The sequence below is a fragment of the Xanthomonas prunicola genome (assembly GCF_002846205.1).
Taxonomy (GTDB): domain Bacteria; phylum Pseudomonadota; class Gammaproteobacteria; order Xanthomonadales; family Xanthomonadaceae; genus Xanthomonas; species Xanthomonas prunicola.
The window spans coordinates 436,084-450,609 of the sequence record NZ_PHKV01000001.1; the positions used below are offsets into that span (position 1 = coordinate 436,084).

The 14,526-nt window shown below is 63.2% G+C and carries 8 protein-coding genes; 4 read left to right on the forward strand and 4 right to left on the reverse strand.

Annotated elements, in window-relative coordinates:
• Positions 1-250: 250 nt before the first annotated feature.
• From XpruCFBP8353_RS02080 to XpruCFBP8353_RS02090, 3 genes are all read right to left on the reverse strand, one after another.
• Positions 251-3,817 (reverse strand): ATP-binding protein, encoded by a 3,567-nt coding sequence (locus XpruCFBP8353_RS02080; protein WP_101361707.1) that lies wholly within the window; start codon positions 3,815-3,817, stop codon positions 251-253.
• A gap of 65 nt (positions 3,818-3,882) precedes the next feature.
• Positions 3,883-7,440 carry a ligand-binding sensor domain-containing protein gene (locus tag XpruCFBP8353_RS02085; RefSeq protein WP_101361708.1) on the reverse strand — a complete coding sequence of 1,186 codons (3,558 nt, stop codon included), beginning with the start codon at positions 7,438-7,440 and terminating at the stop codon, positions 3,883-3,885.
• 300 nt (positions 7,441-7,740) lie between these two features.
• Positions 7,741-11,316: a hybrid sensor histidine kinase/response regulator gene (locus tag XpruCFBP8353_RS02090; protein ID WP_101361709.1), complete on the reverse strand. Its 3,576-nt coding sequence runs from the start codon at positions 11,314-11,316 to the stop codon at positions 7,741-7,743.
• Between the two features lie 96 nt (positions 11,317-11,412).
• Between XpruCFBP8353_RS02090 and XpruCFBP8353_RS02095 the strand changes: the two genes are divergently transcribed.
• The 4 genes from XpruCFBP8353_RS02095 (at position 11,413) to XpruCFBP8353_RS02110 (ending at position 14,010) form a co-directional block, all read left to right on the forward strand.
• Positions 11,413-12,075 (forward strand): YceI family protein, encoded by a 663-nt coding sequence (locus XpruCFBP8353_RS02095; protein ID WP_101361710.1) that lies wholly within the window; start codon positions 11,413-11,415, stop codon positions 12,073-12,075.
• Positions 12,072-12,635 (forward strand): cytochrome b, encoded by a 564-nt coding sequence (locus XpruCFBP8353_RS02100; protein ID WP_101361711.1) that lies wholly within the window; start codon positions 12,072-12,074, stop codon positions 12,633-12,635. The genes XpruCFBP8353_RS02095 and XpruCFBP8353_RS02100 overlap by 4 nt, the downstream gene beginning before the upstream one ends.
• A 9-nt stretch (positions 12,636-12,644) precedes the next feature.
• A complete protein-coding gene (locus XpruCFBP8353_RS02105) occupies positions 12,645-13,214 on the forward strand; it encodes a YceI family protein (RefSeq protein ID WP_101361712.1) in 570 nt (189 codons plus the stop codon).
• 145 nt (positions 13,215-13,359) lie between these two features.
• Positions 13,360-14,010 (forward strand): excalibur calcium-binding domain-containing protein, encoded by a 651-nt coding sequence (locus XpruCFBP8353_RS02110; RefSeq protein ID WP_101361713.1) that lies wholly within the window; start codon positions 13,360-13,362, stop codon positions 14,008-14,010.
• A gap of 202 nt (positions 14,011-14,212) precedes the next feature.
• On the opposite strand, the gene XpruCFBP8353_RS02115 is transcribed toward XpruCFBP8353_RS02110, so the two are convergent.
• Complete coding sequence (locus XpruCFBP8353_RS02115; protein WP_101361714.1) at positions 14,213-14,446, reverse strand: glutaredoxin family protein; 234 nt, start codon at positions 14,444-14,446, stop codon at positions 14,213-14,215.
• Positions 14,447-14,526: the final 80 nt, after the last annotated feature.

Below are 14,526 nucleotides of genomic sequence, written 5' to 3' on the forward strand. Positions count from 1 at the left end.
CCCGTCTCTGTGCGTGCCGCTGCGTCTGCGCTCGGCCCCAGGAAGTTTGCGGTCGCGTCATCGGCAAGCCCGCGCCATCCCGCAATGGTGGCGCGCAGCGGACCCAACAGTGCATTTCCCTCAGATGACCTTCTGGCCGCTCGAAATGATCGCGACCTTGCATCGCGGCTCGACACCCCGTCACCGGAAGAACGCATCGCATGCCCCCCAATTGGCGCCAGCTTCGATGACAGGGCATCCGCACAGCGTGTTATCGCTTGCTGCGTAACGCCTCGGCGATGGTGTCGGCCAGCATGTCGCCGGTGAGTGGCTTGCGCAGGAAACTGTCGAAGCCTGCTTCCCGTGCATTCGGTTCGGCGACCTCATCGGAGCGTGCAGTCACGGCGATCAACGGCATCTGGTAGCCGAAAGCGCGCAGTTGCCGTGCCAGCGCGAACCCATCCAGGCCGGGCAAATCCAGATCCAGCAACGCCAGATCGAAGGTGTTGTCGGCCGCCTCTGTCAACGCCGCCAGGCCGTGCGGTGCATGCACCACGGAATGTCCCTGCCCAAACAGCAGGCCAATGATGACTTCGGCAATGGTCGGGTCATCTTCCACCAATAGGATGCGCTGCGGTTCGACGGCCGTATCGGCATGCGCAGGCCCGTTGTCGAGCGTGGCATTGGACGCCACCCAGCGCAGGGGCAGATCCACCACAAAGCGCGTCCCCGCACCGAGTCGGCTGATCACCTCGATCTGCCCGCCCATTGCCATCGCCAGCTCCTGGCAGATCGCCAAGCCCAGACCACTGCCACCATAGCGTGAAGTCGTCCTCGCACCATCGCCCTGCTCGAAGCGCTGAAACAGGCGCGCTTTCTGTTCGGCGTTAATGCCAGGACCCGTGTCAGCCACTTCAAAGCGCAGGCCTTGATAGGAACCGAGCGTGGTCAACTTCAAACCGACCACGCCACGCTCGGTGAATTTGATCGCGTTATTGAGCAGATTGAGCAGAATCTGCCGGATGCGGGTGGAATCGCCGCTGGCGGTGATGTCGCCGAGCAACCCAATTTCCAGGCTGAAGCGCAGGCCACGTTCCTGCGCCAATGGCGCCATCAAGGCTTCGACTTCGGCCAAGAGCTGACGCACTGAAAATGGTTGCAGATCCAGTTCCAGCCGTCCGGATTCGATGCGCGCAAGATCCAACGCATCGTTGACCAGCCGCAGCAGATGCGCGCCCGCGCGGCGGATCGACTCGGTGTAACTGCGCTGTTTGATATCCAACGACGTCTTGAGCAGCAGCTCACTCATGCCCAAGACGCCGGTCATCGGCGTGCGCACTTCGTGACCAAGCGTTGCGAGAAAACGGGTCTTGGCCAAAGAGGCTTGCTCGGCCACTTCCTGTTTGTGCACCGCCAACTGCCAGGCAGTCAAGCGACGGAGACGACGCCGATACAACAAGATGGCCGCAACAATCACGCACAAAGTCAGCAAGGCCAGCAGGCTTAAACCCCACGGCGATAGCCACCAAGCCGGCAACACCTGAAAACGCAATGTTTGGCTCGCCGACCAGATGCCGTCTGCAGTGCGCCCCTGTACTTCCAACGTATAACGACCAGAAGGCAGCCGCGAGAACAAGCGCTCGCCACTGGGCCCAACGTCGATCCAGTCCGGGTCGTAGCCGCTCAAACGAAAGCGATAGCTGGTTGACTCCGAATGCGTAAAGGTCGGCATGCGCGCGACGATATGCAGGTCGCGATCGCCGTCCTGCAGTCGCAGCGGCTCCACGCCAGTCACATCCAGTCCGCGCTCGCCGCGACGCACCCCAACCCGCTCAATCAACAGGGGTGGCTGACGCGTACTTGGACGCATTTTGGCCGGATCAAACAGCACAACACCATCAGGGGTTCCGCCTAGAATCTGCCCACCCGTTGCTTGGACAAGCGTGCCTCCCAGAAATTCTTGATTGGGAAGCCCGTCATGCACACCGTAGATCCGCACCATCTTGCTAGCGGGGTCCACTCTGATCAGACCGCGCGCACTCGACACCCAGGCCACGCCTGCGGCATCTACTACAAGCCCGTTCGGTGCCACCATGGGGAAATCCTGCGCTCCGCCAATGGTGTCCAGATGTGTAAGTCGTGTGCCATCCCAGAGATAGCGCCGCAGCTCGCCCATCAGTCCGATCCACACCACACCCGAGTCGGTGAAACGGACTACATAATTCGTTGAGGAAGGCGCGCCTTGTACCAGGACGAAAGCATCTGTCTTTGGATCCCAACGCTGTAGGCCAGTCGTGCTGGCAAGCCACATTTGCCCATCGGGGCCAAGTTTTAGATCGTAGGCATTGGAGTTATCCAGCCCATGCTTGCCCTGCTCCATTTCACGAATAAGCCGACCTTCTTCATCACGAATCTGGAAGCCCATCTTATTCAAGGAAATCCAAAGTTGACTGCGTGCATCCAAGGCCATGAGGTCAGGTGTCACCATGTCAGCCTCGACATAGCGCTCTGTGGACAGTGACCAGCGCTTTCTTTGTCGGGTACGCGGGTCATAACGCACCAGAGATTCTGCCAACCCAATCCAGACATAGCCACGTCCGCTCTCCAAGATACGCGTGGGCCAACGCATCCCTGAAATAGGACGAAGGTGACGTTCCAACTTGCCGGTAACTGGATCCAAGCGTTCTAACGCGCCACGCGTGCCGGCAATCCATAATCCACCGGATGCCGACACCGCCGTGGCTCCTACAAGAGGATTCGCCATCGAATGCGGATCGTCAGCGTGGTACGACAACACTGAAAAAGTGTCCCACTTCGGCGGCAGATGCCATAGTCCGCCACTGAGACTGGCAAACCACAGGCCACCTTCGCGATCCTCGTAGGCACTTGCCCAACTCGGCTTGACTAGTCCATGTGCCGACAAGCTATAGACCGGCACATTTTGGACCTGCGCACCGTCCGAGATGCCCAGACCGGACATCGTGTCCAACCAATTGTGCCCGCGTCGATCATGCAACAACATGCCTATGACGTCCTGGCCGCCGTTTGCATGCTGCCAAGGATGCGGAACAAAATTCCCGCTAGAGTCCAGTCGATACAGCCCGTTATTGCTGTCGGTAACCCATAAGTCACCGCTGGAACCAAGGCGTAACCCGTTAGAAACCTGACTATCACCTGGCAACGCCTTACGATCGAAAGAAACTCCATTCCATCTTGCGAGGCCTCCATTGCTTCCAATCCAAAGTACCCCGTCAGCTGTAACCCGTAATGCAGTCACTCGGTCAGACGGCAGACTATGCGCATCGCTTGCCTCAAACATAAAGTGCTGAATGCTGCCATTCGGGCGCCGCCGATAAACCCCGCTTCTAGATGTTCCAAACCATAGGTCGCCATCGGGCGTCTGCGCGATCGTCCACACGGTAAGGTGACTTAGCTCAGGAAAATGTTTGCTCTTTAAAGCCTTGAATGTGCGCCGTTTAGGATCCAGAACACCTACACCACCGTCATTTAAACCGACCCACAGCCCGTCTTCGGCGTCGACTCCTACAGCCCATACATAGTTATCTGTCAGCCCGTCTTCCATTCGCCAGATGCGGTAACTCCGCCCATCGAACCTGGCCAGACCATCGGCCGTTGCCAGCCATAGGTAGCCGTTTTTGTCCTCGGCAAAGTCGTTCACCGTGTTGGAAGGCAGTCCGTTGGCCACAGTGAGTTGGATCGGCACAGGAGTGGTTGGTACTGCCGCGGAGGCAAACACGGGCACCGCTGTGATCAATAGAACTAGCCAGAGTGCAACAAGGTTGTGACCGAAAGCGGGACCAAGGCGTAGGCGTGACATAAAAATTTCACTGCAGGTCGCCGCATAGTGCGGGTCGCGCCGTGCGTGAGCAAGCACGCCTTGCCTCACTCGAATACGCCTGATGCAGCGCCATCAGCGACTACCGCTCGTGCATTTTTCGCACCGCGTGCGGCCGCGATTGCTTCCACCAGCAAATCCGCGGTCACCGGCTTGCGCAGGAATCCGTCGAAGCCGGCTGCCTGCGCCTGGGTTTCGGCGGCGCTGTCGGCGCGTGCCGTGACTGCCAGCAGCGGGAAGCAGTGACCGAGCTGGCGTAGTTGCGATGCAAGGGCGAAACCGTCCAACCCAGGAAGATCCAGATCCAGTAGCGCGACGTCGAAACCGCCATCCACCGCTTCCGACAATGCCGCCAGCCCATGCGCGGCATGCACCACGCGATGGCCTCGATTGATCAACAGGCCACTGATTACCTCGGCCACGGTCGGGTCGTCTTCCACCAGCAAGATGCGCAATGGCTCGCCTGCAAGCGCCTGCACCTGACCGGTGGCGATACGCGTGCCGGAACGATCGATCGGCAACGGCAAATCGACGGTGAACTGAGTACCGACCCCCAGCCGGCTACGCACGCGAATTCGGCCTTTCATCGCCACGGTGAGTTCCTGACAGATCGCCAGTCCCAGTCCACTGCCGCCATAACGCAAACTGGTGCGCGCGCCCTCGCCTTGCTCGAAGCGCTGGAACAAGCGCTTTTGCTGTTCCGGACCGATGCCGGGGCCGGCATCGCGCACCTTGAAGCGCAAGATGTCGCCGTGCTGACCGAGGGTCAGCGACACTTCGCCACGCTCGGCAAACTTGATCGCATTGCCCAGCAGGTTGATCAGGATCTGACGTACGCGCGTGGCGTCGCCCACCACGACCAGCTGCGTGGACAACCGATTGCGATACTGAAAACGCAAGCCGCGCGCGTCGGCGATGGGATGCATGAAATCGGCAAGTTCCTGAGTGAGCTGCGCGGGGTCGAAGGGCTGCTGCACCAGCTCCAATTTGCCTGCTTCGATGCGCGCCAGATCCAGTGCATCGTTGACCAACCGCAGCAGATGCGTGCCGGCATTACGGATCGCATCGACATGGCTGCGCTGCTTGGCATTCAACGGCGTGGCCAGCAGCAGCTCGCTCATGCCAAGCACGCCGGTCATGGGTGTACGCACTTCGTGGCCGAGCGTTGCCAGGAAATGCGATTTGGCGATCGACGCCTGCTCGGCAAGCTGTTGTCGTTGCCGGGCCAGCACCCACTCCTGTTGACGTCGCGCGCGTTTTCTCCTGGCCCTAATGAACACGCACAGCAGCAGCATGCACAGCACTGCCGCCGCCAGCTGCGCGGCCTTGCTCAACCACCACGGCGGCCGTACTTGCACTTGCAGCGCTGGTGCGGCGACCCAGTCGCCATCGCCGGCACGCGCCTGCACGTCGATGCGGTAATCGCCCGGCGGCAACCGCGAGACCACGCGCTCGCCGCTGGCGCCCTGCTCCACCCAGCCCTCGTCGTAGCCAGTCACACGATAGCGATAATGCGCAGAGGCGGGATCGACGAACGACAACAGCCGCGCGCTGATGCGCAGATCGCGATCGCGCGCCTGCAGGATCACTGGCCCGTTATGCGCCATCGTCTGCGGACGCTCCGCATCGTTACGCCGCACCTGCACCGACTCGATCACTAGACGCGCCAACGGCGCCGGTGCATACGGACGCGATGGATCGAATAAGACAATGCCGCTGGTCGTCAGCGCCAGCACCTGGCCATTGGGACCAATGGCCGGCGGACGCATCGAGAACTCACTATCCGGCAGACCGTCGCGCGGACCGAAGCGGCGTACCTGCGGCTGGCCGCGCTTGTAAGCGAACAGGCCACGCGAGGTTGTGGCCCATACCGTGTCAGCGCCGCCTAATGCCAGGCCACGTATCTCGGTCGATGGCAGACCGTGCTCGTGCCCAATCCGCTCCAGCAGGCGCGCCTGCTGCCCGTCCCAACCATAGCGCTCCAACGCACCGGAACGCCCAACCCAGAACTCGCGTGGCGAAACGAAGGCCAGCGCATAGACTTCTGAAGTGGCGTCCTTGATCACAGCGCGAAAGCGTTCGCCCTGCCAGACCCACAAGCCATCACCGGCTGCGACCCAGACGGTGCCATCCGGCCGCACTGTCAGTTGTTGCACCATGCCGCCGACTTCGCTCAGGTCGGTACCGAAGCGGAACGTGGCCAGCAGTCGTCCATCCGCCGCAAGTCGCTGCACGCCACCTTCCACGATCGAAATCCAGAACTCGCCATGGATGCCTGGCGTCATCAGCTCCACCCGATGCGTGGCGGAAGTGCCAATCTGCATCGCAAGCTTGCGTTTCTTCCCCGTCGCCGGGGTATACCGAATAACGCCATCGCGCAGCGCGATCCACAGACGACCGTCCCCGGCCGGCAGCACCGATTGCACGGTGCCGCCCCCCAATGCATCGCTGTGCAGTACCGGCACCAGCTCACCGTCATTGCCTAGCCGGTACACCCCTTCGCCGGTCGTTACCAGGAAGCTGTCACCGTCGGTGGCGGCGTTGACCAGGTACAAGCTCTCCAGCGGCTTGCCTTGGCTTTCGAAAAGGGTGGAGAACCGCCGCCAATCCGGCGGGAGATACGCAACGCCTTGCGAAATCAGCCCGAGCCATAGCCCGCCCTGGCGGTCCTGCATCACATCGAGCACGCCGCTATGTGCGGTAAGAAAGCCGCTGCCACGATCGCCTTCCATCACGCGCAGCGTGGCTTCTCCTGGCGCCACCCGAAAGAACCCATCGGCGGCACCAATCCAGTAACCGCCGTGCACATCGTGCACCACGGTGGCGGCACGTACGACATCGGCCCCCGCCCAAGGCGCACGCTCCAGCTCACCAGCCGGTGTCACCCTGTACAACCCCTCGCTGGTCCCGACCCACAACGTCCCGTCGGCATCCTTGCTCAACTTGAAAACAGACGTCCTCAGCCGGTCTGGCGCGATGCGCACGAAGCGCTCGCCGTCGCGCATCACCAACCCGTTATCAGTGCCGATCCACAGCCGGCCGCGCGCATCGGTCACCATGCTCATGATGGTGTTGCTGGGCAGTCCATCAGCCGCATCCAGGGTGGCACGGAACGCCGTCACCCGGCCGCTTTCTTCGCGCCGGCAAAGTCCGGCATGACTGGTTCCTATCCAGATCGCACCTTGTGCCTGCGCCAGCGCCCAGACCTGTCCATCGCACGCTGCGCCGACGTTGGGAAATGTGGTAAATGCAGCGCGCGAGGTCTCCAGCATGCTCACTGGCGAGCCGTTGACGCCAACCCACACCCGATCGCGATCATCGACAAACAGCGTTTCCACTTCGTTGCCCGGGATCGAACTGGCGACATGCGGGTCGTGCTGCCATACCTGCAGCCCGATGCCGTCGTAGCGTGCCAGGCCATCGCTGGTCGCCGCCCAGATATAGCCCTGCCGGTCCTGCGCCAGTGCCAGCACCATGCGCGAGGGCAGGCCCTCGGCCGCACCGAACCGGCGCATGCGCGGGGTCTCGATCTGATTCACCGCCGCCGCATCCAGGCCGATCGACAGCAGTAGCGCTGCCAGCACCGACAACAGCACGCTCTTCATCGTCATCCTTGTCCCCATCGCCGCGTGTGCACCCACGCGCGCCCCTGTTGGGACTGCACTGTACCCGGTACACAGCACTCATTGGCTGCAGACGGTGGCTGGCAGCGTGGTGGTGGATCTAGTGCCGGTCGCAGCCAGCCCAGCGCGCGACCACCCTCTTGGCCTGACCATGCCGCAGGTGCCTGCGCGCGCGTGACACTGGTTGGGTTGGGGTCTCCGCACGTTTTCCGTCTGCACTGCCGGACAGACAGTGCCAACGCATCGCGCCTGGTGCGCACCTGGACCGCCTTCCACACCGACCTACGCGCCGCCGGCCTCACTGCCGCTCTCTCCCTTATCGACGTCGGCAAGCACCCGCGCCAACGCCTGCGCGAGCAGGTCGCCGGTGACCGGCTTGCGCAAAAATCCATGACAGCCTGCGGCCATCGCCTGCGGTTCGGCATCGGCATCGGCACGCGCGGTCACGGCCACAATCGGGAAGCGCACGCCGCGCGCGCGCAGCTGCGCCACCAGTGCTACGCCGTCGAGACCGGGCAGATCCAGGTCGCACAACCCTGCATCGAAACTGCGCGTACTGACCTCGGCCAGCGCTGCGAGACCATGCAATACATGGGTGACATGATGCCCCCGCGTTTGCAGCAGGCCAACGATCACCTGCGCCACGGTCGCATCGTCTTCCACCAGCAGCAACTGCAACGGCGCCTGCGCGTGCAGAGGCGGTGCGCGCACTGCAGACGGCGTGACAGCGGGTAACGTGGACACCCAGCGCAGCGGCAGCTCAACCACGAAACACGCGCCCTGCCCCAACTCACTGCTGACCGTCACTGAGCCGCCCATGGCCGCCGCAAGTTCGCGGCAGATCGCCAGCCCGAGGCCACTGCCGCCGTGCCGTGCAAGCGTGAGCGCGCCTTCGGCCTGCTCGAAACGCTGGAATAGCCGCCCGCGCTGCTCGGCGCTCATGCCCGGCCCGGTGTCGCACACTTCCACGCGGATGCCCTGCTGCGTGTGCTGCGGCAGCGCCGTCATGTGCAGGTGGACACTCCCGCGCTCGGTGAACTTGACTGCGTTGAACAGCAGATTCAGCAGGATCTGCTGTACGCGACTGGCATCGCCATGCAAGGCCGGCGGCAATGCATCGTCAAGCTCGCAGTGGAAGGCCAGCTGCTTCTGCTCGGCACTCGGGCGCACCAGTTCCGCCACTTGCCCAACTAACTGACGCAGATCGAAATCGCGGTAATCCAGTGGCAGTTTGCCTGCTTCGATCCGGGCCAAATCCAGCGCATCGTTGACTAGACGCAGCAGGTGCTTACCGGCCAGCTGGATCGCGCTCGCATAACCTTGCTGGCGCCCATCCAGTGGGGTCTGCAGCAGCAACTCGCTCATGCCCAATACGCCGGTCATTGGCGTGCGCACCTCGTGGCCCAACGTTGCTAGAAAGCGCGTCTTGGCCAGCGACGCCTGCTCGGCCAACTCGCGTTTGTGTTGCGCCAGCTGCCATTGCGCGCGCAGACGAATACGCCGGCGATAGGCCGCAGCCAGCAAGGCGCTCAACAGCAATCCCGACAAACAGATCAACGCGATACCGATATCGCTACGCCACCATGGCGGCCTGACCGAAAACTGCAGCGAACGCACCTGCGAGCGATTGCCCAGCGGATCGATGCCCTGCAGCGCGAGCTCATAGTTGCCAGCAGGCAGGCTGGCGAATTCGCGGATGCCCGAGTTGCCTGTTGTTTGCCAGTCCGTGTCGAAGCCTTTCAGGAAGCTGCGATACCGATTGGAGAGCGGGTCGCTGTACGACAACAAGCGGCTGACGACCTGCAGCTGACGGTCCTCCGGGCCCAGCTGGAACGGGCGATCCATTGGCAGGGCGATACGTGCGCCATTGCGCAGCACGCTGACATGTTCCAGCTGCAACGCTGGGACAAACGGCGCAACGTCCGGCATTGCGGTATCCAGCAGCACGGTAGAGCCATCGCTGGTTGCGCCGATCAAGGTATCGCCGGACATCAACAGGCAATGCTGGATGAACTCCTGACTGGTCAAGCCGTCGCGCGTGCCGATATTGCGGACCCGCGCAGGGTGCACCGAGGGGTCAATCCGCCACAGCCCGCGCAAACTGGAAATCCAGACACGGCCATGCGGGTCGATCTGCATGGCAGAGGCATCGAACCCGCTCAGCCCATCCGCCTCGCCCACCTGACGGACCCGCGTCCAGCGATCCGCAACCTGTTGCCATTGCTCTGCACCGGAAGCCCGATAGACCCAGACCGTCTCCGCAGACGGGCTGGCAAATGCCTGGATTTGCGCTCCTTCCATCCCTGCCACCGGCACGAAATTGTGCGAGGCGTCGTCCCACGCGAACATGCCGCCCTCGCCGGCCACCCATACGCGTCCGTCGGGGCCTTGCGCCAGCTGTTGGATGTCGATCGCGCGCAGGCCATGCAGGTCTTGCTGGGTAATCCGCTGCAAGACCTTGCCGCTGCGCAGATCGCGCTGCTGCACCATATCGATGAAGGCCATCCAGACAGTGTCACCATGCTCGCTGATCCATTCGGGTGCCGACAACGCCGACGTTGGCTCAGGCCCATCGGACGGCCAATGAATGAACTCACCGGTGCGCAGATCCATCCGCGACAGGCCAAAACTCAAATTCCCCAGCCACACGCGTTGCAGACGATCTTCCAGCGCCGACACCAACTCCATCCCTTTGAGCTGCGGCGACTGCAGGCCTGTCTGGAACGAATCGCCGGTACTCGGATCCACGCGCAGCAGACGCCCCTGCGCATCGACCTGCCATAACCCACCGGAGCGCTGGGCGGCCGCCAGGTTGCAGTAGATCGCATCGCCCGTTGGCACCGCGGGCTTGAGCACGGCACTGCGTTTCCAGTCGGCTGGCAGATATCCCAGCCCGGTGCCATGCATGGGCACCCACAGCCCGCCATCGGCTGCCCCCAGCAAACCGATCACGTTGCGGCGCGACAATGGCCCCTCGCCGCTCAAGGCGGGCACCGGTGGACGTTCGCCGCGTGTACGCCACAGACCGCGTCCGCTGCCCAGCCAGAATTCGCCATCCGGCGCAGCCACTGCCCCCCAAAATTCATTCCCGTTGCCGAACATCGTTGACCAGGCAAGCGGCTGCCAGAGACCGTCTGCCCGCAGTACATGCAATCCAGATTCGCTTCCCAGCCATAAACGGTCGCCGGTCCACTGCAGGCCGAAGACGGCCGACTGCCGGTTCGGTTCGTCCGGGATGTATTGGCGACGCAGTCGATTGCCGTCGTAATAGGCCAGGCCATTGCTGGTACCGATCCACAGGCGGTGCCGATCATCCACCGCCAGGTTCATGACCATGGCCTGATCCAGTGCGCCTTCAAGCTCGCCCAGATTCACCGACGACATCCGTCCAGTGGCATCGATGCGCACAAGCGCACCGGTGGTGGTGCCGGCCCAGATAGCGCCGTCGAATGTGGCGATGCTGAAGATCTCGCCGTTCTTCAGCAATGGATAGTCGATCGCGCGATAGTGACGAAAGCCGCTGCGGCCGGCATCCAAGACACTCAACGTCTTGCCGCACCCCACCCAGACCCGGTCCTGCGCATCGATATGCAATGCCTGCACCGCGTTGCAAGGCAACGATGCAGGGTTGGCAGGATCGTGGCGCCAGGTCCTGAATCCTGCGCCGTCGTAACGCACCAGACCGTCGAGTGTTCCAAGCCACAGGTAGCCGGCACGGTCCTGGCTGATGGCAACCACCATCGTCGAAGGCAATCCTTCGCTGGGCCCGACGATCCGAAAGCGCGGCACTTCCGGAATCTTTGCCGCGCATGGCGATATCACCAACAGCAAAGCCAGCACCACGATGAGTAAGCGCATGTGGGAGTCCCTTCCACGTCCAGCCCGCATGCTCGCAACGGATCGTTGCGAGCGCAAGCCAAGCGCGCATTGCCGGGATGTGTCTAGAATTCGCCCATGACGACCCTCGCCCGCCTATTGCTCTTGCCCGCCCTGGCCTTGACCAGCCTGGTCGCTACCGCCGCACCGGTCCGCTACGCGCTGGACCCGGTCCACACCCGGGTCCTATTCGCGGTGGAACATGCCGGCTTTTCCAAGGCATTGGGCACTGTTTCCGGAAGCAGCGGCACGCTGGTCTTCGACCCGGACGACTGGGCCGCTTCCCGGCTGGATGTCACCGTGCCGCTGCACCGCGCCGACCTGGGCGATGCCAAGTGGAACCAGGCCACCCTGGCACGTAACCTACTCGACGCCGAGCGCTTTCCCGACGCGCATTTCGTCTCCACGCACGTGGAGGCCAGCGGCGAAAACCACGCCAAGGTCACCGGCAATCTCACCCTGCACGGTGTCACCCGCCCGGTCACCCTGGACGTCACCCTCAACGCGCTCAGGCGCCATCCGCTGCCGCCGTTCCGTCGCACCGCCGGTTTCTCCGCCACCGCCACACTGAGCCGTGCGGAGTTCGGGATCGATGCATGGAAATCGATGATCGGCGACAGTGTGGAATTGCGCATCGAGGCCGAAGCCGTGCGCGAAGGCAGCGCCGACGACGAGACACCCGAGCCTCAGGCAGCGCCGACGGCGCCGGACACCGCAGCCAGCAAGGAATCGGGAACATGACCCTGAAGAACATCGAACGCTGGGGCGGTGTCAGCCAGACCCTGCACTGGTTGATCGCATTACTGATCCTGGTCCTGGGGATCGTCGGTCTGACCATGGGCGAGCTGCCCAAGACGCCGAAATACTTCTGGGTGTACACCGCGCACAAGTCAGTGGGGTTGACCGTCCTGGCCTTGGTGATCGTGCGCCTGGGCTGGCGCATTTACGCAGGCGCCCCGCCGCCGGTAGCCGGCACGCCGCGCTGGCAGGAGCGCATCGCCGGGCTCACCCATTGGCTGCTGTACGCCATGATCTTCGCCATACCGCTGTCGGGCTGGTTATACGACTCCACCAGCGGCCTGCGCCCGTTCCGCTGGTTCGGCCTGTTCAATGTGCCCAAGCTCAGCCCGCCGGACGAACAATTGCGCGCCACCGCGCACTTCATCCACGAGTGGGGTTTCTGGTTGCTGATTGCCGTGGTGCTGGCGCATGCCGGGGCTGCGTTCTACCACCACCTGTTCCAGCGTGATGCCACCCTAGCGCGGATGGTGCCGCGCGGCTGGCTCTCCCCCAAACCATAAGGATTTCCCATGTCGTCCAAGTTGTTCGTTTCTCCGATGCTGGTCGCGGCCTCGCTGGTTGCCACATTCGCCGCCGCGCCGGTGCGCGCCGCCGACTACGTGCAGGCGCCGGGCTCTAGCCTGGTGTTCGCCAGCAAATACGACGGCGAAGTGTTCACCGGCAAGTTCCCCGGTTTCGACACCACGCTGAGTTTCGATCCGGCCAACCTTGCCGGCGCCAAGCTAGACGTGCGCATTCCGCTGGCCAGCGCGGTCAGTGGCAACAACGACCGCGATTCCACCCTGCAGGGCCCGGATTTCTTCAACGTCGCCAAGTTCGCCACTGCGCGCTACCGCGCCGACAAGTTCCGTGCCCTGGGTGGTAACCAGTACGCCGCCGATGGCACCCTGGAACTGCGCGGCGTCAGCAAACCGGTCACGCTGACCTTCACCTGGACACCTGGCGCGCAGCCGGTGCTGGCGGGCAAGGCCGTGGTCAAGCGGCTGGACTTCGGTGTAGGCGGCGGCGACTGGGCCGATACCAAGACCATTCCCAACGAAACCGCGATCAGCACCAAGGTCGTGTTGAAGGCGAAGTAAGGCCACAGGCCGCAACCGGACGCGGCCACTGCGCGGCGGACTACCTCGTCGGGTCCGCCGCTTTTTTATGCTCGGTGGTTTCTGCCCGGTGGCCGGATGACACCGCGCGACAGCTAGACTTGGCGTCCACTCACGGACGCCGCCGATGCGCACACACGGAACGTTGACCCGCTGGAATGCCGATCGTGGCTTCGGCTTCATCACGCTGGCGCAGCCCGGCGATGAGCTATTCGTGCATATCTCCGCGTTCCCACGCAGTCCGGACGCGCCGCGTATCGGTGAGCTGATTTCCTTCGAGATCGAACCCGGCAAGGATGGGCGACGCCAGGCAGTGCGCGTAATGCGCGCCGGCGCGCCGGCAGCCGGACGTGGCCCACGCAGACAGCATGCGGCAGCGCAAGCGCCATCGACCCATCGCTTGATCGGGCTGGGCAAGCTCCTGTTGCTGCTGCTTGTGGCAGTTGCTGGCGGCTATGCGTATCTCGATCGGGACACGCAGATGCCAGCCCCTGCGCCCCCTGAAACTTCTTCAGCAGTTCCGGCACGGGCACCGGCAGACAGGACGCCGCCAGACCGCGCAGCGCTCCAGAGCTCGCCAGCGGTTACGGCAGCTGCAGCGGCAGGCAAAACGTCTGCCACGCCCGCACCCACGCCGCACTATAGCTGCGGCGGGCGCAAACACTGCTCGCAGATGACTTCCTGCGACGACGCCACCTGGGTGCTGCGTAACTGTCCCGGCACAAAGATGGACGGCGACAACGATGGCGTGCCATGTGAGGACCAGCTGTGCCGTTGAACGGCGACGACTGAACGCCCCCCTCCCAAACGCCGCAGGTGAACCAAACCAGCGTGTAATTGCCGGGTACTTGCGGGCGACGTATTGAAACCAGCGTGTTCACGTGGCGCAAACGCACACCGGTCTCGCTCACCTGACGTGCAAATCGCTTGTAACAGCCTTCAGTCCATCAGCAGACGCGAACCATATCCGCGAGCGCCTATCAGCGGCCGGCCTCATCCAGCCACGCACGCAAGCGCTGGCCATCGAACGGCCACTCCAGCTCGCGCCCGCCAACATCCCGCAGCACCGGCACGCGCGCGCCGTAAACGGCCTCAAGCGCCGCATCGTGGTCAATGAACACGCTGTCGAAGTCGCCGGCACGCGCCTGCGCCAGCACTTCCACGGCCTGGTCGCAGAGGTGGCAATCGTCGCGCTGGTACAGGGTCAGGGCCATCGAACAGGTCTCATGCTGCGCTGCAGCCGTGCCGCAATCGCCGAACGACTAGAATAGCGGTCTTTACGCTCACCTCTCCG